General features: G+C 65.9%; 27 protein-coding genes and 1 riboswitch. Of the genes, 8 read left to right on the top strand and 19 right to left on the bottom strand.

Features of this window, described 5'->3' with window-relative positions:
• Positions 1-168: 168 nt before the first annotated feature.
• From rpsA to KTJ87_RS10080, 6 genes are all read right to left on the bottom strand, one after another.
• Positions 169-1,875: a 30S ribosomal protein S1 gene (rpsA, locus tag KTJ87_RS10105; protein ID WP_267138998.1), complete on the bottom strand. Its 1,707-nt coding sequence runs from the start codon at positions 1,873-1,875 to the stop codon at positions 169-171.
• Between the two features lie 197 nt (positions 1,876-2,072).
• Complete coding sequence (locus tag KTJ87_RS10100; protein ID WP_267138997.1) at positions 2,073-2,693, bottom strand: (d)CMP kinase; 621 nt, start codon at positions 2,691-2,693, stop codon at positions 2,073-2,075.
• Positions 2,690-3,247: a hypothetical protein gene (locus tag KTJ87_RS10095; RefSeq protein WP_267138996.1), complete on the bottom strand. Its 558-nt coding sequence runs from the start codon at positions 3,245-3,247 to the stop codon at positions 2,690-2,692. Before KTJ87_RS10095 ends, KTJ87_RS10100 begins: the two co-directional genes overlap by 4 nt.
• A 32-nt stretch (positions 3,248-3,279) precedes the next feature.
• Positions 3,280-4,638, bottom strand: coding sequence for a 3-phosphoshikimate 1-carboxyvinyltransferase (gene aroA / locus KTJ87_RS10090; protein ID WP_267138995.1), 1,359 nt, complete (start codon positions 4,636-4,638; stop codon positions 3,280-3,282).
• A gap of 37 nt (positions 4,639-4,675) precedes the next feature.
• Positions 4,676-5,428 (bottom strand): tRNA (guanosine(46)-N7)-methyltransferase TrmB, encoded by a 753-nt coding sequence (gene trmB / locus KTJ87_RS10085; RefSeq protein WP_267138994.1) that lies wholly within the window; start codon positions 5,426-5,428, stop codon positions 4,676-4,678.
• A gap of 33 nt (positions 5,429-5,461) precedes the next feature.
• Complete coding sequence (locus KTJ87_RS10080; RefSeq protein ID WP_267138993.1) at positions 5,462-6,592, bottom strand: glycosyltransferase 61 family protein; 1,131 nt, start codon at positions 6,590-6,592, stop codon at positions 5,462-5,464.
• Between the two features lie 125 nt (positions 6,593-6,717).
• Between KTJ87_RS10080 and KTJ87_RS10075 the strand changes: the two genes are divergently transcribed.
• Complete coding sequence (locus KTJ87_RS10075; protein ID WP_267138992.1) at positions 6,718-7,431, top strand: class I SAM-dependent methyltransferase; 714 nt, start codon at positions 6,718-6,720, stop codon at positions 7,429-7,431.
• 113 nt (positions 7,432-7,544) lie between these two features.
• On the opposite strand, the gene metK is transcribed toward KTJ87_RS10075, so the two are convergent.
• The 8 genes from metK to miaB form a co-directional block, all read right to left on the bottom strand.
• Positions 7,545-8,723: a methionine adenosyltransferase gene (gene metK, locus KTJ87_RS10070; RefSeq protein WP_267138991.1), complete on the bottom strand. Its 1,179-nt coding sequence runs from the start codon at positions 8,721-8,723 to the stop codon at positions 7,545-7,547.
• A 6-nt stretch (positions 8,724-8,729) separates the two neighbouring features.
• Positions 8,730-8,778: riboswitch (SAM-SAH riboswitch) on the bottom strand.
• 33 nt (positions 8,779-8,811) lie between these two features.
• A complete protein-coding gene (lnt, locus tag KTJ87_RS10065) occupies positions 8,812-10,356 on the bottom strand; it encodes an apolipoprotein N-acyltransferase (RefSeq protein ID WP_267138990.1) in 1,545 nt (514 codons plus the stop codon).
• Positions 10,301-11,182, bottom strand: a complete 882-nt coding sequence (locus KTJ87_RS10060; RefSeq protein ID WP_267138989.1) for a transporter associated domain-containing protein — start codon at positions 11,180-11,182, stop codon at positions 10,301-10,303. The genes lnt and KTJ87_RS10060 overlap by 56 nt, the downstream gene beginning before the upstream one ends.
• A 14-nt stretch (positions 11,183-11,196) precedes the next feature.
• Positions 11,197-11,709, bottom strand: coding sequence for an rRNA maturation RNase YbeY (ybeY, locus tag KTJ87_RS10055; protein WP_267138988.1), 513 nt, complete (start codon positions 11,707-11,709; stop codon positions 11,197-11,199).
• An 81-nt stretch (positions 11,710-11,790) separates the two neighbouring features.
• The gene (locus KTJ87_RS10050; protein ID WP_267138987.1) at positions 11,791-12,807 is read right to left on the bottom strand and encodes a PhoH family protein; all 1,017 of its coding nucleotides are present in this window, start codon (positions 12,805-12,807) and stop codon (positions 11,791-11,793) included.
• 162 nt (positions 12,808-12,969) lie between these two features.
• Positions 12,970-13,269, bottom strand: a complete 300-nt coding sequence (locus tag KTJ87_RS10045; protein ID WP_267138986.1) for a hypothetical protein — start codon at positions 13,267-13,269, stop codon at positions 12,970-12,972.
• 12 nt (positions 13,270-13,281) lie between these two features.
• Complete coding sequence (locus KTJ87_RS10040; protein ID WP_267138985.1) at positions 13,282-13,848, bottom strand: OmpA family protein; 567 nt, start codon at positions 13,846-13,848, stop codon at positions 13,282-13,284.
• Between the two features lie 216 nt (positions 13,849-14,064).
• Positions 14,065-15,390: a tRNA (N6-isopentenyl adenosine(37)-C2)-methylthiotransferase MiaB gene (gene miaB, locus KTJ87_RS10035; protein WP_267138984.1), complete on the bottom strand. Its 1,326-nt coding sequence runs from the start codon at positions 15,388-15,390 to the stop codon at positions 14,065-14,067.
• Between the two features lie 135 nt (positions 15,391-15,525).
• On the opposite strand from miaB, the gene KTJ87_RS10030 reads away from it, so the two are divergent.
• The 3 genes from KTJ87_RS10030 to KTJ87_RS10020 all read left to right on the top strand — a co-directional run bounded on the left by KTJ87_RS10030 (position 15,526) and on the right by KTJ87_RS10020 (position 18,102).
• Positions 15,526-16,392 (top strand): glycosyltransferase family protein, encoded by an 867-nt coding sequence (locus KTJ87_RS10030; RefSeq protein WP_267138983.1) that lies wholly within the window; start codon positions 15,526-15,528, stop codon positions 16,390-16,392.
• A 148-nt stretch (positions 16,393-16,540) separates the two neighbouring features.
• Positions 16,541-17,437, top strand: a complete 897-nt coding sequence (locus tag KTJ87_RS10025; RefSeq protein WP_267138982.1) for a DUF5677 domain-containing protein — start codon at positions 16,541-16,543, stop codon at positions 17,435-17,437.
• Between the two features lie 197 nt (positions 17,438-17,634).
• Positions 17,635-18,102, top strand: coding sequence for a hypothetical protein (locus KTJ87_RS10020; protein WP_267138981.1), 468 nt, complete (start codon positions 17,635-17,637; stop codon positions 18,100-18,102).
• 16 nt (positions 18,103-18,118) lie between these two features.
• Here the strand turns inward: KTJ87_RS10020 and KTJ87_RS10015 are convergent, their stop codons facing one another.
• From KTJ87_RS10015 to fabA, 4 genes are read right to left on the bottom strand one after another with little or no spacing between them, the layout of a single operon-like run.
• Positions 18,119-19,129, bottom strand: coding sequence for a serine hydrolase domain-containing protein (locus KTJ87_RS10015; RefSeq protein WP_267138980.1), 1,011 nt, complete (start codon positions 19,127-19,129; stop codon positions 18,119-18,121).
• A gap of 51 nt (positions 19,130-19,180) precedes the next feature.
• Positions 19,181-19,969, bottom strand: coding sequence for an enoyl-ACP reductase FabI (locus tag KTJ87_RS10010; RefSeq protein WP_267138979.1), 789 nt, complete (start codon positions 19,967-19,969; stop codon positions 19,181-19,183).
• Between the two features lie 6 nt (positions 19,970-19,975).
• The gene (locus tag KTJ87_RS10005) at positions 19,976-21,205 is read right to left on the bottom strand and encodes a beta-ketoacyl synthase N-terminal-like domain-containing protein (protein WP_267138978.1); all 1,230 of its coding nucleotides are present in this window, start codon (positions 21,203-21,205) and stop codon (positions 19,976-19,978) included.
• 22 nt (positions 21,206-21,227) lie between these two features.
• On the bottom strand, positions 21,228-21,737 hold the full coding sequence (gene fabA, locus KTJ87_RS10000) for a bifunctional 3-hydroxydecanoyl-ACP dehydratase/trans-2-decenoyl-ACP isomerase (RefSeq protein ID WP_267138977.1): 510 nt from the start codon (positions 21,735-21,737) through the stop codon (positions 21,228-21,230).
• 198 nt (positions 21,738-21,935) lie between these two features.
• On the opposite strand from fabA, the gene irrA reads away from it, so the two are divergent.
• Positions 21,936-22,361 carry an iron response transcriptional regulator IrrA gene (gene irrA / locus KTJ87_RS09995; RefSeq protein WP_267138976.1) on the top strand — a complete coding sequence of 142 codons (426 nt, stop codon included), beginning with the start codon at positions 21,936-21,938 and terminating at the stop codon, positions 22,359-22,361.
• 74 nt (positions 22,362-22,435) lie between these two features.
• On the opposite strand, the gene KTJ87_RS09990 is transcribed toward irrA, so the two are convergent.
• Positions 22,436-22,864 carry an FKBP-type peptidyl-prolyl cis-trans isomerase gene (locus KTJ87_RS09990; protein WP_267138975.1) on the bottom strand — a complete coding sequence of 143 codons (429 nt, stop codon included), beginning with the start codon at positions 22,862-22,864 and terminating at the stop codon, positions 22,436-22,438.
• A gap of 185 nt (positions 22,865-23,049) precedes the next feature.
• Here KTJ87_RS09990 and KTJ87_RS09985 point away from each other — a divergent pair, with 185 nt between their 5' ends.
• Genes KTJ87_RS09985 through KTJ87_RS09975 form a run of 3 tightly spaced genes read left to right on the top strand, consistent with a single transcriptional unit; the run spans position 23,050 to position 25,531 of the window.
• Positions 23,050-23,736, top strand: a complete 687-nt coding sequence (locus KTJ87_RS09985; RefSeq protein ID WP_267138974.1) for a haloacid dehalogenase type II — start codon at positions 23,050-23,052, stop codon at positions 23,734-23,736.
• Positions 23,736-24,554 carry an alpha/beta fold hydrolase gene (locus tag KTJ87_RS09980; RefSeq protein WP_267138973.1) on the top strand — a complete coding sequence of 273 codons (819 nt, stop codon included), beginning with the start codon at positions 23,736-23,738 and terminating at the stop codon, positions 24,552-24,554. The genes KTJ87_RS09985 and KTJ87_RS09980 overlap by 1 nt, the downstream gene beginning before the upstream one ends.
• On the top strand, positions 24,551-25,531 hold the full coding sequence (locus KTJ87_RS09975; RefSeq protein WP_267138972.1) for a threonine ammonia-lyase: 981 nt from the start codon (positions 24,551-24,553) through the stop codon (positions 25,529-25,531). Before KTJ87_RS09980 ends, KTJ87_RS09975 begins: the two co-directional genes overlap by 4 nt.
• Positions 25,532-25,854: the final 323 nt, after the last annotated feature.

The raw sequence follows: 25,854 nt of genomic DNA, 5'->3' as shown, positions 1-25,854 counted from the left end.
GGCGCTGTGAATTTGGCGCCCGATCGGCGGTCAATGGCGCAAAAATCGGCCATCAGGGTGACCTAGCGTCACCGAACGCCGCCAAGGAGGATCAATTTGCGAATCACCCGCTGAAACAAATGGCCCCGCCTTGGGCGGGGCCATTGGTCGTCCCAAACCGGGACTGCGTTACTTGCCGTCACCCTTGAGAGCGGCGCCGAGGATGTCGCCCAGCGACGCGCCCGAGTCGGACGAACCGTACTGCTGGACCGCCTCTTTCTCTTCGGCGATCTCGCGCGCCTTGATCGACAGACCCAGACGACGGGTCTTCATGTCGACGTTGGTCACGCGGACATCCACCTTGTCGCCGACGCCGAAACGCTCGGGGCGCTGCTCGGCCCGGTCACGCGACAGGTCGGAGCGGCGGATGAAGGACTTCATGCCTTCGTATTCCACCTCGATGCCGCCTTCTTCGATCGACGTCACGGTGACCGTGATGATCGAGCCGCGCTTCACGCCATCCGCCGCTTCGGCAAAGGGGTCGCCGTCAAGCGCCTTGACCGAAAGCGAGATGCGCTCTTTCTCGACGTCCACCTCGGTGACGACGGCCTTGACCACGTCGCCCTTGCGGAAGTCCTGGATCGCCTCTTCGCCGCGCTGGTCCCAGCTCAGGTCGGACAGGTGAACCATGCCGTCGATGTCGTTGTCGAGACCGATGAACAGACCGAATTCGGTGATGTTCTTGACCTCGCCCTCGACCTCGGTGCCGGACGGATGGGTTTCCGCAAAGACTTCCCACGGGTTGCGCATGGTCTGCTTGAGACCCAGCGACACGCGGCGCTTTGCGGTGTCGATCTCAAGGACCATGACTTCGACTTCCTGCGAAGTCGACACGATCTTGCCGGGGTGCACGTTCTTCTTGGTCCAGGACATTTCCGAGACGTGGACCAGGCCTTCGACGCCCGGCTCCAGTTCCACGAACGCACCGTAGTCGGTGATGTTCGTGACGCGGCCGGTGTGGACCGAGTCGAGCGGGAACTTGGCTTCCACGGCATCCCACGGGTCGGCCTGAAGCTGCTTCATGCCGAGCGAGATACGGTGGGTTTCCTTGTTGATCTTGATCACCTGAACCTTGACCGTCTCGCCGATGGCGAGGATCTCGGACGGGTGGTTCACGCGGCGCCACGCCATGTCGGTGACGTGCAGCAGACCGTCGACACCGCCAAGGTCCACGAACGCACCATATTCGGTGATGTTCTTGACCACGCCGTCGACCGCCTGGCCTTCGGTCAGGTTGCCGATGACCTCGGCGCGCTGTTCGGCGCGCGATTCTTCAAGAATTGCACGGCGCGAGACAACGATGTTGCCACGGCGGCGGTCCATCTTGAGGATCTGGAACGGCTGCTTGAGACCCATGAGGGGGCCTGCGTCGCGCACCGGGCGCACATCGACCTGAGAGCCGGGCAGAAACGCCACGGCGCCGCCCAGATCGACCGTGAAGCCACCCTTGACGCGGCCGAAGATCGCGCCTTCGACGCGGGCTTCGCCTGCATAGGCGGTTTCCAGACGGTCCCAGGCTTCTTCGCGGCGGGCCTTGTCACGGCTGATGACGGCTTCCCCGCGGGCGTTCTCGACACGGTCGAGGAACACCTCGACTTCGTCGCCGACGTTGATGTCGGCCGTCTCACCGGGGTTTGCGAATTCCTTGAGATCGACGCGGCCTTCCATCTTGTAGCCGACGTCGATGATGGCCTGTCCCGCTTCGACAGCGATGACTCGGCCTTTGACAACCGAACCTTCGTCCGGCGTGTCGATTTCGAGGCTTTCGTTCAAGAGGGCCTCGAATTCCTCCATGGATGTCGTGTTTGCCATGTGGCGTCGCTTTTCCTTTTTCATCATCGTTTTCTGGCCGGGCGGTTGTCTCCGCCGGTCTTGGCTTGGTCTTTTGCTCCACCGGGGCCGGATACGAAAACAATCAGGGTCGGAGAATGTCCGACCCTGCCCGAGGTGCATATCCGGACTCTGATGGCCCGTTCGACGCGCGTGTCATAGGCGATGATCCCCCGGCTGGCAAGAGGCGGCGCGGCGCGGCCCTACCCGCGCGCCTCGCCGACCAGCGCGACGGCCTTTGCCAGCGCCTCGTTTATGGTCATGTCGGTGGTGTCGAGTTCCACCGCATCCTCGGCGGCGCGGAGCGGCGCGTCGGCGCGGGTGGCGTCGCGGCGGTCGCGCTCTCTGAGGTCGGCGAGAACCGCCTCCTCGGTGGTCTGAAAACCCGCGTCGTTCAGTTCGCGGAACCGCCGCCGTGCGCGCACCGCGTCGGACGCGGTGACGAACAGCTTCACCTCGGCCTCGGGGCAGATCACCGTGCCGATGTCGCGCCCGTCCAGCACCGCGCCGCCGAGCCGCCGGGCAAAGGCGCGCTGGAAGTCCACCAGCGCGGCGCGCACCTCGGGGATGGCGGCGACCTTGCTGGCCGCCTCGGCGACCGGCGCGCTGCGCAAATCGTCGCGGTCCAGGTCCTCGGGCACCAGCGCGCGCGCCGCCTCGATCGGCAGCAAGCCATCCATGACGCGCCGCCCGGTGGCGCGGTATAGAACGCCGGTGTCGAGATGGGCAAAGCCGAAATGCGCCGCGAGCGCCTTGGAAATCGTGCCCTTGCCCGCCGCCGCAGGTCCGTCGATGGCCACCGTGAACGCGTAGTGCGTCGTCATTCCGTCACCTCCTTGCGACGCCCGACCAGCCGCGCCGCGATCAGCGCCAGGATGGTCAGGACAGCGATGCTCCCCAGCACCCATTTGCCAAGACTGGCCGTATTGGCCGACGCGATCATGGCCCCCGGCACGCTGTCCGGATCGGCCATCAGCAACGCACGCACCCGCGCGTTTTCCAGATAGTCGAACATCGCCGCAAGCAGCGGAAACACCGACAGCACCGCCCGCAGCACCGGCGAGCCAGCACCGAACAGCCGCCAGATCGCCACGGCCAGGAGCGCGCCATAGAGCAGCGGAAAGGCGTTGTCCAAGCGGTGCTGCGGCCCAAGATAAAGCGCGCGGCCCTCGGCGGTGAGCGCCGACAGGAAGGCGCGCGCCTCGTCCACGCCATACCCGAAGGGGCGCGCATCGAGCGGTGCAAGTCCGCCCGACGCGCTGGTGATCGCCGGGACCGTCCAAAGCGCCATGGCCGCATAAAGGCCCAGCGCCGCCAGCAGCAGCACCCAGAACACCACGCGGGCGCGGCTGGAACGGGCAAGGAAACGTCTCAACATGGGGGCGAGGCTAGCCGATGGCCTGCGACTTGTCAGGCCGGGATCGATGTCGTCTCGAACACGGCTCCAAGCGCGGTCATCAGCGGCTCGAACACCGGAAACGACGTGGTGATCGGGCCTGCGTCATCGACCGAGACGGGGCGCTGCGATGCCAGCCCGAGGCACAGGAACGACATCGCGATCCGGTGGTCCAGATGCGTCGCGCAGTTGGCCCCGCCCGGCACACCGCCCGGCCCCATGCCGTGCACGATCAGGGTATCCTCGTCCTCCTCGATGCGCACGCCGCAGGCCTCAAGCCCGCGCGCCATGGCGTCGATGCGGTCGCTTTCCTTCACGCGCAATTCCTTGACGCCGCGCATCACCGTCTTGCCCTGCGACAGTGCCGCGACGACCGACAGGATCGGGTATTCGTCGATCATCGACGGCGCGCGGTCGGACGGCACCTCGATGCCCTTCATGGTGCCCGAGAACCGGGCGCGCAGGTCGGCGACCGGCTCGCCGCCTTCCTCGCGCGGGTTCTCGAAGGTCAGGTCCGCGCCCATCTCGCGCAGCGTGGTGAACAGACCCGCGCGCGTGGGGTTGAGGCCGATGTTCGGCACCAGCACGTCAGAGCCTTCGACGATCAGCGCCGCGCAAACCGGGAACGCAGCCGAAGACGGATCGCGCGGCACCGCGATGGTCTGCGGGCGCAGCTCCGGCTGGCCGGTCAGGGTGATGACGCGGCCTTCGGGGCTGTCTTCGGAGGTCAGCGTCGCGCCGAACCCCGCCAGCATCCGCTCGGTATGATCGCGCGTCGCTTCCGCCTCGATCACCACGGTCTCGCCGGGAGCGTTCAGGCCCGCCAGCAGCACGGCGGATTTCACCTGCGCGGACGGCACCGGCACGGTGTAGCGCACCGGCACCGCAGCCGCCGCGCCCACCAGCGTCAGCGGCAGCCTTCCGCCCGCGCGCCCGTGCGACGTCGCGCCGAACAGCGCCAGAGGATCGGTCACGCGCCCCATCGGGCGTTTGCGCAAGGACGCATCGCCGGTGAACGTGGCGTTGATTGGCGAGGTCGCCATCGCTCCCATGATCAGCCGCACGCCGGTGCCGGAATTGCCGCAGTCGATCACGCTCTCGGGTTCGGCAAAACCGCCCACCCCGACGCCGTGCACCGACCAGTCGCCGCCGCCATGTTCCGTCACCTCGGCCCCGAACGCGCGCATGGCCTTTGCGGTGTCGATCACGTCCTGCCCTTCAAGCAGGCCGGTGATCTTCGTCTCGCCCACCGCCATCGCGCCCAGGATCAGCGACCGGTGCGAGATCGACTTGTCACCGGGCACGTCTGCGGTGCCGGTCAGCGGCCCCGCCTTGCGGGAGGTCATCGGAACAGGTGCGCCGTGGCCGGACATGGGCTTTCCTTCTGGGTGAGCGGTAACGGTGCCTCGATTATCCCGAAGGCGTGAAGGCGTCCACGGGCAATTCGGCCTCGCCGCGCCGGAAGGTCAGGTAGTGCTGCGGCCGCCCCTCGCGCACCGCCTTTTGCTCATAGCGCGTGCGCAGCCAGTCGTCCCAGGGCCTGCGCCAATCGCCGGGCCCCTCGGACAGCCATTGAAAGCCATGGCGCGGCACCTCTTTCAGCGTCTGGCGCACGTAGTCGGCAATGTCGGTGGCGACGCGGAACTCGGCCCCCGGCTTCATCGCTCGGTGCAGCGGCACCAGATGCTCGGGCGTGACGAAGCGGCGGCGGTGGTGCCTTTTCTTGGGCCAGGGGTCTGGATACAGCAGGAACGCCTTGTCGATGGACCGGGGCGGCAGCACGTCGAACAGATCGCGCACATCGCCGGGATGGATGCGGATGTTCGTCACGCCCGCATCGCGGATCTTGCCCAGCAGCATCGCCACGCCGTTGATGAACGGCTCGCAGCCGATGATGCCGACCTCGGGGTTGCGCGCGGCCTGGTGCACCATGTGCTCACCCCCACCGAACCCGATCTCCAGCCAGACCGGGCGATCCCCGAACAGCGCGCGCAGGTCCAGCGGCGCGCGGCCGGGGTTCACGTCCCAGTCGACGGGGCCGGGCGAGAGCGGTTCAAGGTCTTCCGCAAGATACCGCTGCTGGCTGCCTCGCAGGGTCTTGCCAAGGCGGCGTCCGTAGAAATTGCGCCACGGGGCGCCGGTGGGGGCGGTGTCATCACTCATGGCCCGGGCAGGTGCCAATCCCAAGGGCCAAGGTCAAGTCCCGGTGGCTTCGGGCGTGGGCGTCATGGGGGCAAAACTGTCCACGACACCGGCGGCCTGCACAGCGGCCGCGATGTCGCTGTCCGGCACGGCGGTCCAGGACACGCTGCCCGAGACGAACCCCGCCGCCTTCAGGTCACGCCCAAGCGCGGGCAGGTCCAGCACCCCCAGCGTGACACCGTGAAACTGGCGGTCGCCCTCGTCCTTGGGCTGCCAGATCGCGGACAGGCGGTTCAGCACCAGCGGCGCGCGGCCCGTGAAGCCCTCGATCTGGGTGATCGGCCCCTCGGTCCAGAAATCGCGGCGCAGGATATAGGCGACGTCCTGGTCGGAGCGCCCGACATATGCGAACAGATGCCCGGCCGAGCCATCGGCCATGACGATCTTCCACGCCGCCTTGTAGCGGGCGATCTGCGTCGGAATGTCATGGTCCTGCGGGTGGAAAACCTCATAGCCTTCCTCGGCAAGCCGCGCCTCCAGCGCCTCTTCGCCGATCAGGCCGCTTTCAAGACGGCCAAGTTTGCTGCGCGAGACATACAGACGTTCCGGCCCTTCCGGTGCGATCCCGGTGGCGAAGTGATCGCGGAACGCCGCCTTCATTTCGGGCGTGGCCGCCGAGATGCCGCCAAGGCCGAACCCCTGCCCCGGCACCACCAGTTCCTCGACGCGCATCGGTGCGCCGCTGACAACTTCGGCGCGCAGACCCGGCTGCATCAGGCTCAGGAACGCCTGCTGGAATCCGGCCAGCCCGCCCTGGTGGCGGGGACGCTTGGGGATGAAGACGACCCCCTCGACCGGAGCCTCCAGCCCCGGCAAGGCCCAAAGCCGCGCGGCGCTTTCCACCAGGAAATGTCCGAAATGCCCGAACAGCACCCCGCCCCAAAGCCAGCGGCCCGGCAGCGTCGGCATCTCGCCGTCCGGCAAGCCTGGTGTGCGCGTCATCCGGCGGTCGAAACGCCAGGTGGCCCCGTGAAAGCAAGGCGCGCCATCTGAGTGCAGCACGCCGCAGGGCTGCATGAAGCGCGGCGTCGAGGGCGGCACGACCACGGCAGGCGCGACGGTCACGATCTCGCGCGACCAGCCGTCATCGGGCCGGGGGGCGGTATTGCTGTCTGGGTCCGACACGCCGTGTCCTGTCTGTCGCTGCCTCGCCCCAAGGCTAGAAAAAAACCGCCCCCGCCTCAAGGCGCGCTTGCCGCGCAGGCCCGCGCAGGACTAGCGTCCCCGAAAAAATCGGGGGCGACGCGCAGATGATCGGCAAATACAGGTTCGGCAAGGGCGACATCGCCGCCAACATCCGCGACAGCTATGGCTTCGACGGCGACCTTCTGGACATCTTCGTGAACAACACCGGGCCGGTGGTGCACAAGTGGCACCATTACATCCCGCTCTACGACCGGTATTTCGGCGCGTTCCGGGGCACCGGGTTCAAGTTCCTGGAAATCGGCGTCGCCAAGGGCGGCTCGATGCAGATCTGGCGCAAGTTCTTCGGTGACAAGGCCACGATTTTCGGCATCGACATCGACCCCGCCTGCGCACAGTTCGACGGCAAGGCAGGACAGGTGCGCATCGGAAGCCAGGACGATCCTGCATTCCTGAAAGCCGTGGTCGAGGAAATGGGCGGCGTCGATGCTGTGCTCGACGACGGATCGCACCACATGGACCACGTCCACAAAACGCTGGAGATCCTGTTTCCGATGCTGTCCGCGCCTGGGGTCTACATGATCGAGGACATGCACACCGCCTATTGGCCGGACTATGGCGGCGGGCCGGAGGCCGCGGGCAACTTCTTTCGCACCGCGACGGGCCTGATGCATGACATGCACCACTGGTACCACGCCGCAGCGCCGCATCACCCGGCGACAAAGGGGTGGGTCGGCGGTCTGCACGTTCATGACAGCGTCGTGGTGCTGGACAAGCAGGACGTCGCGAGGCCGGTGCATTCCAGCGTCGGAGCGCGCTGAGGGGCGCAAATCCTTTCAAAGGATTTGCCCGCAATTTCTTGAAGAAATTGCGCCCCAAAACAGCGGAAAGGGGCCGCTTGGGCCCCTTTCCTTGCCAAGCAGTTGGTGCCTGCTCAGATCGCCTTTTTCAGCGCCTCTGCCAGGTCGGTGCGTTCCCACGAGAACCCGCCATCCGCCTCGGGCGGGCGGCCGAAGTGGCCATAGGCCGAGGTGCGCGCATAGATCGGGCGGTTGAGGCCCAGATGCTCGCGGATGCCGCGCGGGGTCAGGTCGATGGTCTTGCGGATCGCCTGTTCGATCGCCGCCGGATCGACTTCGCCGGTGCCGTGCGTGTCGGCATAGATCGCAAGCGGGCGCGCGACGCCGATGGCATAGGCCAGCTGGATCGTGCACTTGCCCGCCATACCCGCCGCGACGACGTTCTTGGCGAGGTAGCGCGCGACATAGGCGGCCGAACGGTCCACCTTGGTCGGGTCCTTGCCCGAGAACGCGCCGCCGCCATGCGGGGCCGCGCCGCCGTAGGTGTCGACGATGATCTTGCGGCCCGTCAGGCCCGCGTCGCCGTCCGGTCCGCCGATCACGAAGGTGCCCGTCGGGTTCACATGCCATTCGGTCGCGTCGGTGATCCATTCGGCGGGCAGCACTTCGCGGATGTAGGGCTCGACGATGGCGCGGATGTCGGCAGAGCTCTGGTGATCGTGCGCATGCTGGGTCGACAGGACGACGTTCTCGACATGCACCGGCTTGCCGTCCTCGTAGCGCAAGGACAGCTGCGACTTGGCGTCGGGGCGCAGCGTCGGCTCGGCGCCGGATTTGCGTGCCTCGGTCAGGCGGCGCAGGATCGCGTGGGCATAGTGGATCGGCGCAGGCATCAGCTCGGGCGTCTCGTCGGTGGCGAAGCCGAACATGATGCCCTGGTCCCCTGCCCCTTCCTCGCCGCGCTCGCCGGTCACGCCCTGGGCGATGTGCGCGGATTGCTCGTGCAGGTGGTTCTGGATCTCGCAGGTGTTCCAGTGGAACTTGTCCTGCTCATAGCCGATGTCGCGGATGCAGGCGCGCGCGATGTCGGGCACGCTGTTCATGAAATCCTTGAGCTTGGCCTGATCGGTCAGGCCGACCTCGCCGCCGATGACGACAAGGTTCGTCGTGGCGAATGTTTCGCAGGCGACGCGCGCCAGCGGGTCCTCGGCGATGAAGGCATCGAGGATCGCGTCCGAGATCCGGTCGCAAACCTTGTCGGGATGGCCTTCGGACACCGATTCCGAGGTGAAGATGTAATTCTTGCGTGACATGAAAAGCGCTCCATTGGGGTTTCCCTGCCACGCCAGGAAGCCGTTGTGGCAGTTGGATGACGCGGATTAGGGCCGAGACCCCGAAAGGTCAACGAAGGATGCGGAGCCGCCGCAGGAAAAGCCCGAAGGCGAAGAGTGCAAGCAACAGCATCACAGGCGTGTCACCCGTGCGGGAATAGAGCGTGGCAGCGCGCGGCGCAGGCACGGCGACGTCGATCGCGCCCGCCTGATCAAGCGGGATGCTGTCCAGCACGCGCCCCTTGGGGCCGATCACCGCAGAGACGCCGGTGTTGGCGACGCGGATCAGCGGAACCCCCTGTTCGACCGCGCGCAGACGCGCCTGCGCGAGGTGCTGATAGGGGCCCGAAACATGGCCGAACCACGCGTCGTTGGTGATCTGCACCATCACATCCGCGCGGCCCGCCACGCCGTGGATGTCCTGCGGAAACACCGCCTCGTAGCAGATCAACGGCAGGACGGCGCCCAAGGGGCCACCCTCGATCAGCCGCAGCGCGGGGCCGAAGGAATAGCCATAGCCCATGTCGGCGGTGAAGATGTCCAGCCCGATGCGTTCCATGAGCCAGGGCGCGGGGACATATTCGCCGAAGGGCACAAGGTGCACCTTGTCGTACAGTTCGGTCACGTTCGCCGTCTCGTCGAGGACGACGAGGCTGTTGTAGTAGCGCCCCGCCTCCCAGCGCTGCATGCCAAGGATCACCGGCACCCCGGCAGCCCGTGCGATCCGGTCCAGCGCGGGGCCAGCGTCGTTCAGAAGATAGGGGATCGCGGTTTCCGGCCAGATGACGATATCGGCGCCGCCCCCGGCAGTGGCGGCAAGGTAGCGTTCGAAATGTTCCGCGGCGAGGTCCGCGTCCCACTTGATGTCCTGCGGAATGTTCGGCTGCACCAGCCGCGCGACGGGTCGGCCTTCGGTCACCGGCATCGGGCGGCCAATCAGGTAGCCCGCCGCGAACACGCCTGCGACCACCGCAGCCAGCCCCGCCAGCGCCCCCCGGCGCGGCCATAGCGCAACGCCGATCGCCGTCAGCCCCAGCGTCAGCAGGGTCAGCCCCTGCGCGCCGACCAGCGAGGCAAGCTGCATCGGGGGCCAGCCGACCCAGGCATGGCCCGGCAGCGCCCAGGGAAACCCGGTGAGGATGTAGGACCGCAGCAGTTCGGCAATCGACAGCGTGACGGCCACCGCCAAGGCCCGCGCCCCGCGCGACGGGCCGCCGAGCCAGGCCGCCGCCGCAAAGGCCGCGCCCCAGAACAGCGCCAGCCCCGCCGACAGGAACACCAGCGCAAAGGGCGCCATCCAGCCGTGCCGGGCGATGTCGACAAGGAACGGCTCGACGATCCAGCTGAGCGTGAGCGCGAAATATCCCGTGCCCGCCGTCCAGCCCAGCCAGCCCGCGCGGCGCGGTGAGGCCGCCCGCCCCAATAGGACGAGCAGCGCCGCAAAGGCCGCGACGGTGGCGACCGGCAGATACACCGGTGCCTGCCCCAGCCCCGCCGCTGCCCCCACAAGCGCGGCGGTCACCCAGACCGCGCGCCCCGGCGCAGGACGGGCGAGCGCGTCAGCCGCCTTGCGGAACACGAACGCGGAGCCGCTTGATCCGGCGCGGGTCGGCATCGACCACCTCGAATTCCAGACCCTCGGGATGCGGGATCACCTCTCCGCGCGCGGGCACCCGGCCCGCAAGCATGAAGACTAGCCCGCCAAGTGTGTCGATTTCCTCTTCTTCGTCCTCGTCCACCAGCTTCAGCCCGGTCTCGGCCTCGAACTCCTCGATCGGGGTCTTGGCCTGCGCAAGGTAGGTGCCGGGCTTTTCGGTAGTGAAGTTGCGGTCTTCCTCGGTGTCGTGCTCGTCCTCGATCTCGCCGACGACCTGTTCGATCAGGTCCTCGATGGTCACAAGCCCGTCGACACCGCCGTATTCGTCGATCACCAGGGCCATGTGCATCCGCTGGCTTTGCATCTTCTGCAAGAGCACGCCGATAGGCATCGACGGCGGCGCATAGAGCAGCGGGCGCAGCATGGTCACAAGGCTGAAGTCTTCCGTCGGGCCGTTGAACCCGAATTCAAGCGCAAAATCCTTGAGGTGGATCATGCCCGTCGGGCTGTCGAGCGTGCCGTTGTAGACCGGCAGCCGGGTCATCCCGCTGTCGCGGAACACCTTGACCAGATCATCCTTGGTGATGTCCTGCGGCACCGCCACGATTTCGGCCTGCGGGATCGCCACATCCTCGACCCGCATCCGGCGCAGGTTCAGAAGCCCCAGCGCCAGTCCGTTCGTGTTGCGTCCGTTGATCCGCTCGCGGGCGGTTTCCTCGTCGGTTTCCTCGTCCGGGGCGCCGAACGCCTCCGCAATCCAGGAAAACAATCCCTTCTTCGGTCTTATGTCCTGATCGAGCGCGCCCTGCGCTGCGTCAGAAGAACCGGCGTCGCTGTCGCCCATGAGTCCTTTCCATCCTAGTTCGCCGTCCCGGCGTGGTCCGAATATGGGTTCGCAACCCCGAGACGCGCAAGTATCTCGACCTCGAGACCTTCCATAAGGGCGGCGTCGGCGTCGGTTTCGTGGTCATACCCCAGCAAGTGCAAGGTTCCATGAACGATCAGATGCGTCACATGGTCCGCAATCGGCTTGCCGGCCTGCGCGGCTTCCCGCGCACAGGTCTCGAAGGCGATGGCGATGTCGCCAAGTTCCGTGTCGCCCCCTGCACCCGGGGACGCAGGCGCCGCGCCGGGCGTATCCGGCGCGCGATCCTCGGACGGCCAGGACAGCACGTTGGTCGGCTGCGCCTTGCCCCGGAACGAGCCGTTGAGCTGCGCGATACGCTGATCGTCGCAGGCCAGCAGGCTGATTTCCCACGCGGCGGGGTCAAGCCCAAGGTGCCGCAGCGCCGCCTGTGCCGCCGTTCCCGCCACCGCGTCGATGCCATGCGCTGTCCAGCGCGGATCCTCGATGATCGTGTCGACCGTCATGGCGGGTGTCCTATGCCGCGCGGGTGCGGCGCGAAAGGCCCCATCGTGCGCACATGACGTCTGCATCTGCCGATCCCCTGCTCACCCGACGGGCGCTTCGGCTTCGTAAGCCTCGATGATCTTGGCCACGAGGTGATGCCGCACGACGTCCTTGGACGTGAAGTAGTTGAACGAGATGTCGCGGATGCCCTTGAGCAGCCGCTCGGCATCGGACAGGCCCGACGACACCCCGCGCGGCAGGTCGATCTGCGTGCGATCGCCCGTGATGACCATGCGCGACCCTTCGCCCAGGCGGGTCAGGAACATCTTCATCTGCATCGTCGTGGCGTTCTGCGCCTCGTCGAGCACGACGAAGGCATTGGCCAGCGTGCGGCCGCGCATGAAGGCCAGCGGCGCGATCTCGATCTTCTTTTCCTCGCGCAGTTTCTGCACCTGCTTGGCAGGCAGGAAATCGTTCAGCGCGTCATAGAGCGGCTGCATGTAGGGATCGACCTTTTCCTCCTGCGTGCCGGGCAGAAAGCCCAGCCGCTCGCCCGCCTCGACGGCGGGGCGGCACAGGATGATCTTGTCGACATGGCCCTCGATGAACATCGACACGCCTACGGCGACGGCCAGATAGGTCTTGCCGGTGCCCGCCGGTCCGATGCCGAATCCCATCTCGTGCTTGAACAGGTTGGCGACGTAGTTCTTCTGCGCCTCGGTGCGCGGCTCCACGGTCTTCTTGCGGGTGCGGATTTCGGTGCGCCCGCCCTGGAACATCTCGATCTGGTCGCCGTCATAGCTGCCGGTGCCCTCGCTCGAGGCGCCCATGCGAACCTCTCCGTCGATCTCTCCGGCGTCGATGCTGCGGCCCTGTTCCAGCTTGCGGTACAGCCCGCCAAGGACTTGCGCCGCGCGGTCGCGCATCTCTGCTTCGCCGTGGACGGCAAGCAGATTGCCCCTGCGGTGGATGTGTACGCTCAGCGCCTGCTCGATCTGCGCCAGGTTGCGGTCGAATTCACCGCATAGGTCAATGAGAAGCCGGTTGTCCGAGAACTCGAGTAGCGTTTCGAGGTCAGTCTCCGCCGATGGGGGCGGGGTCACTACGCTGAGGGCCAAGTAAATCTCCCTGTAGAGGATGCCACGGATACAGCGTGACGCGCCCGCGACCGCTTCGCAAGGTTGAGCACGGCAATGTCACGCAGGTGTAACGCAATCGGGCCGCGGTGGGTTTCCCACCGCGGCCCGTGCTGTGTTTCTGGGCTGTGCAAGGTCGCCGGTTCAGATCGGATCGCCGAGGCCAGAGCCCGACTTGAACGGCCCGATCGCGGTGTTCGGCGGTGCGGCGCCAGAGCAGACCGGCTTGCCGTACTTGTCGAGCCGCTGCGACAGGTAGCCTTCGATCCCGTCGTCGATGATCCAGTGGTCGCAGCCGTTCGGATCGATCCAGATGCCGGCCTTGAGCTGGCTGAGATGCTTGGAATCAAAGCCGCGATCGACGGTCTTGTCGGTCTTGTTGTCGACACATCCCGCGAGCGTGGCAGCGGCCGCGAGCAGGGCGAACCCCTTGATGACGTTCATGTACCAGTCCCCCTAGCGAATGCAGATGATCTCGACGCGGCGGTTCTGGGCCATCCCCTGCGCCGAAGAGTTGGGCGCAAGCGGAACCCGCTCGCCATAGCCGCGCACGTCGGCAATCCGCGCCCCTGTCGAGGCGGCGACCTGCGCCACCGAATTGGCGCGGTTGACCGAAAGGCGCATGTTGTATTCGTCGCTGCCACGGGCATCGGTGTGCCCGGCAATGACGTAGGACGTCGCGCGCGCGCTGCCGAAGAAGTTCTGAAGATAGGCCGCCCCCTGCTGGCTGAGCCGGAAGCTGCCCGTCTGGAAAAGAACATCCGAATTCAGCACGCCGCAGGTGTTGCCCCGGCGGCAGACCGGAATGCCCTGGCGGGTGACATGGGGTGTCATGAAGCCTTCCCAGCCGTCGTCCATGACCCAGTGCTCGCACCCGTCGGGATCGACCCAGATCGTCGGAACATAGGCCTCGCCGATGACCGTGCGATTCACCCCCTGCGCCTGAGCCCCGGCGGCGAATAGCCCGAACACGACTGCTGCGGCTGCGATACATCCGCCGAACGCGCTGCTGACCTTGCCCATCGAAATACCCTTTGCCCAGTTGCACAGCGACCCCGGATATCACCGGTCGGTCCATCTGCCTCACATGATTTGGGGCATGATAGCAAACATGGTGGTTGTGTGAAGATGTTTTCACCACATATGGCGCAATTAAGGCGGGCGTGACTTCAATGCACGGATGCGCGCTGCGGCACGGGGTGCAGCGCGCCACAAGATGTGGGGTTTGGACCGAGACGATCAGGCGGTCGCGGGAACACCGGCCAGCGAGTTGGGGCCGCTCTCGACGATGCGGACGGGCAGGATATCCCCCGCCGCCGCGCCGCTGCCGGTGACATGGACGGCGTGCAGGTATTCGGACTTGCCGACCATCTGGCCCGGCATCCGCCCCGCCTTCTCGAACAGCACCTTGACCGTGCGCCCGACCATCGCGTTCTGGATCTCGCGCTGCTGGCGGGTCAGCAGTTCCTGCAACCGGGCCAAACGATCCGACGCGGTGTCTGCATCCACGAAGGACCGCTCGGCGGCAGGCGTTCCGGGGCGCGGCGAGTATTTGAAGGAATAGCACTGGCCATAGCGCACCTGCTGCACCAGCCGCAGCGTGTCCTGAAAGTCGTCCTCCGTCTCACCGGGAAAGCCGACGATGAAGTCGCCCGACAAAAGGATATCGGGCCGCACGGCGCGGATCCGCTCGATCAGGCGCAGGTAGTCGCCGGCGGTGTGCTTGCGGTTCATCGCCTTCAGCACGCGGTCGGACCCCGACTGCACCGGAAGATGCAGGTAAGGCATCAGCTTGTCGCAATCGCCATGCGCGGCGATCAGGTCATCGCCCATGTCGTTCGGATGCGAGGTGGTGAAGCGGATGCGCTCCAGCCTGTCGATTTCGGCCAACGCCCGGATCAGCCGCGCCAGCGTCCAGTCACCGCCAGCACCCGCGCCATGATAGGCGTTGACGTTCTGGCCCAGAAGCGTGATCTCGCGCACCCCGCGTTCGACCAGCCCGCGCGCCTCGGTCAGCACACGGTCCGCCGGGCGCGACACCTCGGCCCCGCGCGTGTAGGGCACGACGCAGAAGGCGCAGAACTTGTCGCAGCCTTCCTGCACCGTCAGGAACGCCGTCGGCCCGCGCCGCGCCTTGGGGCGTGCGGCGAGGCGGTCGAATTTGTCTTCTTCGGGAAACTCGGTGTCGAGCGCGCGCGCACCGCCCGCAACGGCGGCCTCCATCGCGGGCAGGCGGTGATAGCTTTGCGGCCCGACCACCAGATCGACCAGCGGCTGGCGGCGCATGATCTCTTCGCCCTCGGCCTGCGCGACACAGCCCGCCACGCCGATCTTGAGATCGGGGCGCGCGTCCTTCAGCGGCTTCAGGCGGCCAAGCTCGGAATACACCTTTTCCGCCGCCTTCTCGCGGATGTGGCAGGTGTTCAGAAGGATCATGTCGGCGTCTTCCGCGGTGTCCGTGGTGACGTATCCCGACGCGCCCATGGCCTCGGCCATGCGTTCGCTGTCATAGACGTTCATCTGACAGCCATAGGTCTTGATATACAGCTTTTTCGGGTCCGACATTGCGCCTGTGCTCCCGTTCGCGTTCAAGGGCCGTGGCGTATCCGAGAAGCCCCTTGGGTGCAACGCTTGAAAATCCCGGGCGTGCGGTCAAACTGCGCCCCGCACTCCGTCCGAACGACCCCGAAAGACACCGCCATGCGCTACGCCAGCCTCGATGAGTTCCTGAAGACCGGCACGGCGGCCCTGGCGAAGGGGCCGGTCGCAATGGTCTTCTGCGAGGATCTGGTCGAGATCGAGAGCACCGTGCGCCACCATCTCGACGCCGGTTTCGTCGAGGTGCTGCTGTTCGCGCCGCCCACGATCGAGCTGTCGCGCCTGATCGAGGAAGAGGTGCAACGGATCGACCACGACATCGTCGTCGCCGGGGCGCTGCAGGCCGCGGTCAACCGTGTGATCGCCGCTGCCGGGGATATCTGGCTCTACTACTGCTATAACGCCGAATACCTGTACTACCCGTTCTGCGAGACGCGCAGCGTCGCCGAGATGCTCGCCTTCCACGCCGAAGAACGACGCGGAGCGATGCTGACCTATGTGATCGACCTGTACGCGTCCGACCTGTCGAAGAACCCCAACGCGGTGAACCTGCGCGACGCCTGGCTTGACCGCACGGGATACTACGCGCTGGCCCGCAAAGGCGGCCCGCACGATCACCCGATGGACCGGCAACTGGATTTCTTCGGCGGGCTGCGCTGGCGCTTTGACGAGCATATCCCGCCCGAGAAGCGCAAGATCGACCGGGTGTCGCTGTTCCGCGCCAAGCCGGGCCTGACCCTGCGCGGCAACCACACGTTTTCCGACGAGGAATACAACACCTACGCCTGCCCCTGGCACAACAACATCACCGCGACGGTCTGTTCATTCCGCACGGCCAAGGCCCTGAAGATGAACGCCGGGTCCACCTTCGACATCGGCAAGTTCAAATGGCACAACTCGACCCGCTTCGACTGGAACTCGATGCAGTTGATGAAGCTGGGGTTGATGGAGCCGGGGCAGTGGTTTTGAGTGGGGGGCGGAGCAAACCGGTCATTGAACTGAGGCAGCGAGTGCCGCACTCGCATTCAGCCTAGCAGACATCCGCCTTTAGGTTTCCCAATTCTAAACTTTCTTGAACTTATCGGGACACATTTCAGTCTATGGATATCTAAAGAAGATGAAGCATGGTTTTTCAAAAGAATTGAACGAGATTCAAGATGCCACGCTTGCAAGCGTATCAATTTCTCGAGACAGCATAGCCAAGATTTTTGAAGATCGCATTGATCGGTCAACTCTTATTGGAGCTACACTGTGGGATCTCGTCAAATACCAATCAGAACGCAGTCAGACAGTTTCCTACCTGGTCAGTTCGAACTTAATCTGGGACGCAGAGATGATCCTGCGCTCGTTCTATGAGGCCAATGTCAAGATTTGGTATCTCTGTTGTTTGCAAGGAGACGAGCGAGACGCGGCAGTCGAGGATTTCGCAAATGCATTTCGCGACGTGCAAGCCAACAAGCGCCGACTGAAGGCTAGCCTCGCTCGCACCGTAGGCGAAGCTAATGGTCGCAAGTTCGAAAGCGAAATTCTTGCGGCCTTGGAAGATGACAAAATCTTCAATTTTCATGATGGCAACAAGAAGGAGCGAAGGGACACCGAGCAACGCTGGTCGTTTTCTATCCTAGTTAGAAAACTAAAGGAAACCCCACCAGATATTCTCGACTTTTCAATGATACGTGGAATTGAGCATGCGTTTGGCCTCCAAAGTCATCTGCTGCATGCCGATGTAACAGCATTGGACCTAGTGCATGATAGACGCAATAGGCAAGCAGAGGAACTTGAGGCACTCGTTGGTGCACACGTTTGCCGAATTTTCTCTGACCAAGTGGCCATATGGGCGATAACAGCAATTGCCATTTGGAAAGTCGCAGCAGCGAAGAACCCGAATGGCAAACAGATCACTGAGAGCGTGGAGCGAGTGCACAATCTGACGCGTCCATTCAGAGACCGATTTGAGGCAACTCAAAGGGACTTTTACGATACCGTCGCCTTTAGACGGGGTGGAGATGAATGAGAGGACTGATTGACTGCGTTTCAAGACTTCGCGTCACCTGGTCTTCACTCTCAGCAACAGTCGCGCCAAACTCGTTTGAACGTTCTCCGACGCAATTCTAAATTGTGTTGACTCGCGCTACGGCGAACTACCGCTCCCTCCGGCAAGTTCACGCCGATGGCCTTGATCGCGCGGCATCTTCCCATAGTTTTCCGGGTATGACAGCGTTTCCTCACCCCCCCGCCACCGCCGCCGTGGCCGTCGCCAACCCCCGGCGGCCGCTTGCCAACTTGCGATCCATCCTGCCGCGCTTTCGGGCGGCGGAGGTGTTACTGGCCGCGTGCCTTGTCTTCTCCGCTTCGGCGGTCGTCTCGGACGAGCGGCTGCAGGACTGGATCCCCGAGGTTCTGACCCTTCCCGATGACGCCGAGGTCGTCACCGACCGCGCCATCGGCTCGACCGTGCGGATGTTCTCGATCGCGACGGGCGCCGACATCGACGATCTCTTCGCCGACTGGGAAGAGCAGCTGAACAGCAACGGCTATCCCGTGACGCAAGGGGCGGACGAGCTGCTGGACCAGGCGATCGAATTCTCGGGCCCCGGTATCTCGAACGCCAAGATCCTCGTCGCCCCGGCCACCACCGGCGAGCGCAACGTGATCGAGTTCGACGCGACGCTGAACTGACGCCGCCCGGCCCCGCTCAGGGCGCGAAGACCGGCAGCACAGCCTCGGCCAAAAGCGCGTTCAGCGCGCCGAAATGCCCCTCGCTCTCGCCCGCCGGGCGGGAGGCGTCCGAGGTGGCCACGACCGTCAGGCGCAGGTCCGGTACGACCCAGATCATCTGCCCGCCATAGCCCCGCGCATAGCGAGTGTCCCATCCGGTGGGCTGAAATGCATACCAGCCATAGCCGTATTCGTGGCCCGATTCCGGGCTGCGGGTGCGGGGCGTCCAGCTTTGGGTGATCCAGTCCGTCGGGATCACCTGGGTGCCCCCCCAGAACCCGCCCTGCCGGTATGTCTCGCCCAGTTTCATCAGCGCCTCTGGCGACAGGCGCATGTCGTTGCCGCCGAGGTAGCGCCCCGAGGGGTCCTGCGTCCAGGCGGGGATCTCGATGCCCAGCGGCACGCCCAGCCGGTCGCGCGCGAGGCTTAGCAGGTTCTGCCCCGTCGCCTCCATCAGCACCGCGCCCAGCATGTGATAGCTGGCGGTGGAATAGAGCATGTCGGTGCCGGGTTCGGCGACCATCGGTTCCGACAGCGCGTCATAGATCCAGTGCGTGCCCTCGACCCAGTCGCCATAGGCCGCGCCCGACAGCCGCGTCAGGCCCGAGCGCATGGTCAGAAGATCGCCCACCGTGATCGCGCGGACACGCGGATCGGCACGGCGCGGCACCCAGCGCGCCAGGATCGGGGCGATGGGCTGATCGACGCCCGACACTTCGCCGTGCCCGATGGAAATGCCGACAAGCGCCGAGATGATGGATTTCGAGACGGACTTGATGTTCACGGGCACGTCGAGTGCGGGGCCGCGGAACGCCTGCGCCTTCAGCACCTCGCCGCCCTGCGCGACGGCAAGCGACCAAAGTTGTTCCATCTCGCCCGCCCGCGTGAAGGCGGCGGACAGGTCAGGCGTGCCTTGTGCCCTGAGCGCCGGGGCCGCGAGCGATGCGCCCAGCCCCGCCAGAATCATGCGCCGTGTCGGTGTGGTCATGGGCGCGAGCCTAGGGGGCAATCGCCGCACGGGTCGATGAAGACTCCGCGATCAGAGGTTTTCCGGCTGAGGCATGCCGAGAACGTGGTAACCGCCATCGACGTGGATGATCTCGCCGGAGGTGCAGGCGCCATAGTCGCTGGCCAGATACACCGCCGTTCCACCCACCGCGTCGAGCGTCGCGTTGGCGCGCAGCGGCGCGTTGAGGTCGGTGTGCTTGAACGTCTTGCGCGCGCCGCCGATGGCCGCGCCCGCCAGCGTCTTCATCGGGCCGGGCGAGACCGCGTTGACGCGGATGTTGTCGGGGCCAAGATCGTTCGCAAGATAGCGCACGGTGGATTCCAGCGCCGCCTTGGCCACGCCCATGACGTTGTAATACGGCGTCACCTTGTTGGACCCCTGGTAGGTCAGCGTCAGGATCGTGCCGCCGTCCGTCATCAGCGGGCGGGCCCGCCGCGCCACGTCGATCAGCGAATAGCACGAGATCGTCAGCGAATGCTTGAAGTTGTCGCGGGTGGTGTTGATGAACCGCCCGGTCAGTTCCGCCTTGTCGGAATAGGCGATGGCGTGGACCACGAAATCAAGCCGGCCCCAGGTCTGCTTCAGCGTCTCGAACGCCTCGTCCATCTTGGCGTCGTCCAGCACGTCGCAATCCACCAGAATCGACGAGCCGACGCTTTCTGCCAAAGGCTGCACGCGCTTGCCGAACGCCTCGCCCTGGTAGGTGAACGCGAGTTCCGCCCCCTCGGCGGCCATGGCCTTGGCGATGCCCCAGGCGATCGAGCGGTCGTTGGCGACGCCCATGATCAGACCGCGCTTGCCCATCATCAGATCAGCCATGGCGCGTCACCCGTCATACTTGCTGAGCAACATCGACCCGTTGGTGCCGCCAAAGCCGAAGCTGTTGGTCATCACCGTGTCGAGGCTTGCGGCCTCGACCGTCTCGGTTGCGATTTCGGAAGGATCGAGCGCGGGGTCGAGCGTCTCGACGTTGATCGACGGCGCGATGAAGTCATGCTTCATCATCAAAAGGCAGAAGATCGTCTCAAGCGCGCCCGCCGCCCCCTGCGCGTGCCCGGTCATCGACTTGGTCGAACTGATCGGCGGCGTCGTGCCCTGGCCGAAGACGCGGCGCACCGCTTCGACCTCGCCGACATCGCCCACCGGGGTCGAGGTGCCGTGCGCGTTGATATAGTTCACGCGGCGTCCCTCGGGCAGCGTGCGCAGGGCCGTGCGCATCGCCCGTTCGCCGCCCTCGCCTGACGGGGCAACCATGTCGTGCCCGTCCGAGGTGGCGCCGAAGCCGGTGATCTCGGCGTAGATCGGCGCGCCGCGCGCCTTCGCCCGCTCAAGGTCTTCCAGCACGACCATGCCGCCGCCGCCCGAGATGACAAAGCCGTCGCGCGCCACGTCGAAGGCGCGGCTGGCCCGCGCGGGATCGTCGTTGAACTTGGACGACATCGCGCCCATCGCGTCGAACAGGCACGACAGCGTCCAGTCCAGTTCCTCGCCGCCGCCCGCGAACATCACGTCCTGCTGGCCGAGCATGATCTGTTGCGCCGCCATGCCGATGCAGTGCAGCGACGTGGAACAGGCCGAGGTGATCGAGAAATTCACGCCTTTGATCTTGTAGGCGGTCGACAGGTTCGCCGACACCGTGGACGACATGCATTTCGGCACCGCGAAGGGGCCGATGCGCTTGGGCGCACCCTTTTCCAGAACGATCTGGTGCGCGTCGAACATCGCGCTCGTCGAAGGCCCGCCCGAACCGGCGATCAGGCCGGTCATCGGGTCCGACACCTCGGCCTCGGTCAACCCTGCGTCGGCGATGGCCTGCTGCATGGCGATGTAGGAATAGGCCGCGCCCGGCCCCATGAAGCGCAGTAGCCGCTTGTCGATCTGCTCGGAGACGTCGATGTCGATCGCCCCCTTAACCTGGCTGCGAAAGCCACGCTCGATGTAGTCCTCGGCCCGGACGATGCCGGACGTGCCCGCTTTCAGCGAGGCGGTGACCTCGCTCGCGGAATTGCCGATGGACGAGACGATGCCCAGTCCTGTGATGGCGACGCGGCGCATGGGGGATTCTCCTTGTCGCGGGTCAGCTCTCGGAAAGAGCGACCTTCATGTCCTTGACCTGGTAGATGGTTTCGCCGTCCGCCTCGACCCGGCCGTCGGCGACGCCCATGGTCAGGCGGCGGGTCTGCACCGCCTTGGTGAAATCGACGTAATACGTCAACATCTTGCGGTCCGGGCGCACCATGCCGGTCAGCTTGACCTCGCCCACGCCCAGCGCATAGCCGCGCCCCTGCCAGCCGCGCCAGCCCAGGTTGAAGCCGGTCAGCTGCCACAGCCCGTCAAGGCCAAGGCAGCCGGGCATGATCGGGTTGCCCGGAAAATGGCATTCGAAGAACCACAGGTCCGGCGTGATGTCGAATTCGGCCACGACATGACCCTTGCCGTGCGCGCCGCCGTCGCCCGAGATGTCGGTGATGCGGTCCATCATCAGCATCGGCGGTTCGGGAAGCTGCGCATTGCCGGGGCCGAACAATTCGCCCCGCGCGCACTTCAAAAGGTCGTCCTTGCCGAAGCTGGTCGGATAGTCTGCCATGCGGTGCGGTCTCCCGGATCGCCGTGTCCCTTGGTCCAGCAGGGTCTATCACCGCGCGGCGAGACGTGGCAAGCAGACTGCCCGCTCTGGCCCTGCAATATGGCGGACCGAACGCGGACGGTTCGGGTGACGTCGAATTATGTTTGAAATTCCCGCCCTGAACGCCCTATATGTGCAGCGATCATGGAAGATTTCGCAATGAGCACCCCATCGGAAGATCAGGTCGAACGCGGCACGCAGTGGCTGTCGCGCGCGGGCCTGCGGCCGACACGCCAGCGCGTGACGCTGGCCGCATTGCTTGTCGGGGACGGGCACAACCGGCATGTGACGGCGGAAAGCCTGTTCGCCGCGACATCGCAGTCGGGCGACAAGGTCTCGCTTGCGACCGTCTACAACACCCTGCGCGCGTTCTGCGACGCCGGGCTGATGCAGGAAGTCACGGTCGAGGGGACCAAGTCCTATTTCGATACGCGGATGGACGATCACCCGCATTTCTTCTGGGAAGACGAGGGGCGGCTGACCGACGCGCCAGCCGATCAGCTGGATATCGCGCAGTTGCCCGAGCCGCCCGAAGGCATGACCATCTCGAAGGTCGACGTGGTCATCCGCCTGCGCCGCAGCTGATCCGCAGGCCGGTGCGGGCAGGCCGGTGCGGGCTGCGCGGCGCACCGCGCAACCCGAAGACGCGTGAAGCGCGATCAGACGATCTCGACCAGTTCCACGTCGAAGACCAACGCCTTGCCCGCCAGCGGGTGATTGGCGTCAAGCGTGACCTCTGCCTCGTTCACATCCGCGACCACGACGGGAACGGTTTGCCCGTCCGGCGTCTGAAGCTGCAACTGCGTGCCGACCTCGGTCGGGATGTGGTCGGGGATCTGGTCGCGCGGCACGGTCTGGGCGCGCGCCGGGTCATGCTCTCCGTAGGCTTCCGTCGGCGGCACGGTCACCTTCTTGGTGTCGCCGGGCACCATGCCGGGCACCGCGTTGTCGAGGCCGGGAATGATCTCGCCCGATCCGACGGTGAATTCGAGCGGCTCGCGGCCCGCGCTGGAATCGAATGTGGTGCCGTCTTCCAGCGTTCCTGTGTAGTGCATGCGAACCTTGTCGCCGGCTTTGACCTGCGTCATTGGAGTCTCCTTGATGTCGGGGTGAATGAAGCGAGGCCGCCAGTCTCGGCGGGTGCCCGCGAATGCCTCCCCAAGGTAAGGGCTCATGTCCTGATGTAAACCCGGTGGGCCGGGCATCTGCGGGAAACGGCTTTTCCAGCGCCGCCCGCTCTGCCAATGTCCGGTGCGACAGGCAGGAGGACCCCATGAACATCAAGGCTTGCGTCTTTGACGCATACGGGACGCTGTTCGACGTGGCTGCCGCCGCCCGCGAGGCTGCCGCCGAGCCGGGCAACGAGGCGCTGGCCGAGGTCTGGCCGAAACTGGCCGCCGACTGGCGCCTGAAACAGCTGCAATACAGCTGGCTGCGCGCGGTGACGGGCGCGCATACGGGCTTTTGGCAGGTCACGCAGGACGGGCTGGACTGGGCGATGGAGGCTTCCGGTCTGGAGGACGCCGCGCTGCGCGAGCGGCTGCTGGCGCTTTATTTCGAGCTGTCCGCCTATCCCGAAGTGCCGGGGATGCTGGCGACCCTGAAATCCGAAGGCTTTGCCACCGCGATCCTGTCCAACGGCTCGCCCGACATGCTGGACGGTGCGGTGCAAAGCGCCGGGCTGGCCGAGTTCCTCGACGACGTGATCTCGGTCGAGGATGTGGGCGTGTTCAAGCCACATGCCTCGGTTTACCGCCTTGTGCCTGAACGGATGGGCGTCGCGGTGGACGAGGTGCTGTTCGTCTCCTCGAACGGCTGGGACGCCGCCTGCGCCAAGGGTTTCGGGTTCGTGACCGCATGGGTCAACCGCGCGGGCGAGCCTGTCGACCGCCTGCCCTGGACGCCGGACCACATCCTGACCGATCTTTCCCCCATTCCCGACCTGACCAAGGGGCTCTGATGCCGACCTATGAAAGCGCCGATGGACTGACGCTCCATTATCTCGACGAGGGAGAGGGCCGCCCGGTCCTGTGCCTGCCGGGCCTGACCCGCAATGCCAGCGATTTTGACTATCTCGCGCCCTACCTGCCCGATGTGCGCCTGATCCGCCCCGACTATCGCGGGCGCGGCAAATCCGACTGGGCCGACCCAGAGACCTACACGGTCCCGGTCGAGGCGCGCGACATCGTCAGCCTGCTGGATCACCTTGGACTGGACAGCGCCGCCGTCATCGGCACCTCGCGCGGCGGGATCATCGCGATGATGCTGGCCGCCACGTCAAAGGCGCGGCTGCAGGGCGTCTGCCTCAACGACATCGGCCCCGTGATCGACCAGGCGGGGCTGGACCGGATCTCGTCCTATGTCGGGCAGCGCCCGCGCGCCGCCACCCGCAGTGAGCTGGCCGCCGCACTGCCCGGCGCATTTCCCGATTTCGAGGGCGTGCCGGACAGTCGCTGGGCGGAAGAGGCCGCGCGCCACACCGTCGAGACAGACACCGGTCTGAACATCAACTACGACCCGCGCCTAAAGGACGCGTTCGATGTGGCCAATGCCGCCGGTCCCGTCGATCTGTGGCCCCTGTTCGACGCAATGGACGGCCTACCGCTCGCGGTGATCCGAGGCGCGAATTCGGACCTTCTGTCGCCCGCCACCGTCGAGGAAATGTGCCGCCGTCGCCCCGATCTGATCCAGGCCGAAGTGCCGGGGCGCGGGCATATTCCGTTCCTCGACGAGCCCGAGGCGATCGAGACCATCCGCTCCTGGCTGGCCGGCCTATGAACATCGAGATGATCGAGGCGGCCGCGATCCGCCTGGCCGGCAAGGTGCGGCGCACGCCGCTGCTGTCGTCGCCGTTTCTCGACCAGATCGCCGGGCGCCGCGTCTTCGTGAAACCTGAATGCCTGCAGCATACCGGATCGTTCAAGTTTCGCGGCGGCTGGTCCGCCCTGTCGGCGCTGGACCCGGACACGCGGGCGCGCGGCGTCATCGCGTATTCGTCGGGCAATCACGCGCAGGGCGTCGCCCATGCCGCGCGCGAACACGGTGTACCCGCCGTGATCGTGATGCCGTCGGACGCCCCCGCCCTCAAGATCGCCAACACCCGTGCACTCGGCGCCGAGGTGATCCTCTATGACCGCGCCCTTGAGGACCGTGACGCCATCGGCGCGGCCCTGGCCGAGGAACGCGGCCTCGTGCTGGTCAAGCCCTATGACGATCCGCAGGTGATCGCGGGTCAGGGCACGGCCGGGCTGGAAATCGCCGCCCAGGCCACCGAGTTGGGCGTCACCACCGCTGACGTGCTGGTCTGTTGCGGGGGCGGCGGACTGACCTCGGGCATCGCGCTGGCGCTGGCGGATCGCGCCCCCGGTCTGCGCGCCCGCCCGGTCGAGCCCGAGGGCTTCGACGATGTGGCGCGCTCGCTCGCCTCAGGCCGGATCGAGCGGAACGCCCGCCTGAGCGGCTCGATCTGCGACGCCATCGTCACGCCCGCGCCCGGCACCCTGACCTTCCCGATCATGCACGCCCGGTGCGGCCCCGGCATCGCCGTGCCCGACGAGGACTGCCTGCGTGCCATGGCCGCTGCCTTCCTGCGGCTCAAGATCGTGCTGGAACCCGGCGGCGCGGTCGCCCTTGCAGCGGCGCTCTATCACCCCGACGCGGTGACGGGCGACACGGTGATCGCGGTGGCCTCGGGCGGCAACGTCGACCCGGCGCTTTTTGCCGCCGCTGTGGAAAAGTACGGGGACGGAACCTGACGCAACGTCCGGTAGCATGAGGGCTGTCACCGCCACGGGATCGAGGACGGATGGGCCTGTCCGTTTCGCACATTGCGGCCCGCCGCACCAGCGCCCCTCCGCCAGGCGAGCGGGCTGAACCGGGGCCTTCCGGCTGGTGCAAGCCCTGCGCGACCTTGCCCGTTCAAGGGGGGCTTTCCAGTGGTGACGGGTGGCCATGACGCCCCCGGAAATGATGCCAATTGCGCACCGTAACCCACTGCCAGCGCGAAGGAATGTTCTCGCATCACGCCTCTCATCGGAACCTGCAATCCAAGCCCCTTGGCGCACCCGCCGCTGGCCAT

This window comes from Anianabacter salinae, assembly GCF_019061145.1.
Classification (GTDB): domain Bacteria; phylum Pseudomonadota; class Alphaproteobacteria; order Rhodobacterales; family Rhodobacteraceae; genus Anianibacter; species Anianibacter salinarum.
The sequence above is the reverse complement of the archived record's forward strand: the minus strand, read 5'-3'. Positions and strand labels throughout refer to the sequence as shown.

Bases quoted from the DNA above. Each gene is read 5' to 3' on its own strand.
- rpsA (WP_267138998.1), bottom strand. From the start codon at position 1,875: ATGAAAAAGGAAAAGCGACGCCACATGGCAAACACGACATCCATGGAG.
- KTJ87_RS10100 (WP_267138997.1), bottom strand. From the start codon at position 2,693: ATGACGACGCACTACGCGTTCACGGTGGCCATCGACGGACCTGCGGCG.
- KTJ87_RS10095 (WP_267138996.1), bottom strand. From the start codon at position 3,247: ATGTTGAGACGTTTCCTTGCCCGTTCCAGCCGCGCCCGCGTGGTGTTC.
- aroA (WP_267138995.1), bottom strand. From the start codon at position 4,638: ATGTCCGGCCACGGCGCACCTGTTCCGATGACCTCCCGCAAGGCGGGG.
- trmB (WP_267138994.1), bottom strand. From the start codon at position 5,428: ATGAGTGATGACACCGCCCCCACCGGCGCCCCGTGGCGCAATTTCTAC.
- KTJ87_RS10075 (WP_267138992.1), top strand. From the start codon at position 6,718: ATGATCGGCAAATACAGGTTCGGCAAGGGCGACATCGCCGCCAACATC.
- metK (WP_267138991.1), bottom strand. From the start codon at position 8,723: ATGTCACGCAAGAATTACATCTTCACCTCGGAATCGGTGTCCGAAGGC.
- lnt (WP_267138990.1), bottom strand. From the start codon at position 10,356: ATGCCGACCCGCGCCGGATCAAGCGGCTCCGCGTTCGTGTTCCGCAAG.
- KTJ87_RS10060 (WP_267138989.1), bottom strand. From the start codon at position 11,182: ATGGGCGACAGCGACGCCGGTTCTTCTGACGCAGCGCAGGGCGCGCTC.
- ybeY (WP_267138988.1), bottom strand. From the start codon at position 11,709: ATGACGGTCGACACGATCATCGAGGATCCGCGCTGGACAGCGCATGGC.
- KTJ87_RS10045 (WP_267138986.1), bottom strand. From the start codon at position 13,269: ATGAACGTCATCAAGGGGTTCGCCCTGCTCGCGGCCGCTGCCACGCTC.
- KTJ87_RS10040 (WP_267138985.1), bottom strand. From the start codon at position 13,848: ATGGGCAAGGTCAGCAGCGCGTTCGGCGGATGTATCGCAGCCGCAGCA.
- miaB (WP_267138984.1), bottom strand. From the start codon at position 15,390: ATGTCGGACCCGAAAAAGCTGTATATCAAGACCTATGGCTGTCAGATG.
- KTJ87_RS10030 (WP_267138983.1), top strand. From the start codon at position 15,526: ATGCGCTACGCCAGCCTCGATGAGTTCCTGAAGACCGGCACGGCGGCC.
- KTJ87_RS10025 (WP_267138982.1), top strand. From the start codon at position 16,541: ATGAAGCATGGTTTTTCAAAAGAATTGAACGAGATTCAAGATGCCACG.
- KTJ87_RS10020 (WP_267138981.1), top strand. From the start codon at position 17,635: ATGACAGCGTTTCCTCACCCCCCCGCCACCGCCGCCGTGGCCGTCGCC.
- KTJ87_RS10015 (WP_267138980.1), bottom strand. From the start codon at position 19,129: ATGACCACACCGACACGGCGCATGATTCTGGCGGGGCTGGGCGCATCG.
- KTJ87_RS10010 (WP_267138979.1), bottom strand. From the start codon at position 19,969: ATGGCTGATCTGATGATGGGCAAGCGCGGTCTGATCATGGGCGTCGCC.
- KTJ87_RS10005 (WP_267138978.1), bottom strand. From the start codon at position 21,205: ATGCGCCGCGTCGCCATCACAGGACTGGGCATCGTCTCGTCCATCGGC.
- fabA (WP_267138977.1), bottom strand. From the start codon at position 21,737: ATGGCAGACTATCCGACCAGCTTCGGCAAGGACGACCTTTTGAAGTGC.
- irrA (WP_267138976.1), top strand. From the start codon at position 21,936: ATGAGCACCCCATCGGAAGATCAGGTCGAACGCGGCACGCAGTGGCTG.
- KTJ87_RS09990 (WP_267138975.1), bottom strand. From the start codon at position 22,864: ATGACGCAGGTCAAAGCCGGCGACAAGGTTCGCATGCACTACACAGGA.
- KTJ87_RS09985 (WP_267138974.1), top strand. From the start codon at position 23,050: ATGAACATCAAGGCTTGCGTCTTTGACGCATACGGGACGCTGTTCGAC.
- KTJ87_RS09980 (WP_267138973.1), top strand. From the start codon at position 23,736: ATGCCGACCTATGAAAGCGCCGATGGACTGACGCTCCATTATCTCGAC.
- KTJ87_RS09975 (WP_267138972.1), top strand. From the start codon at position 24,551: ATGAACATCGAGATGATCGAGGCGGCCGCGATCCGCCTGGCCGGCAAG.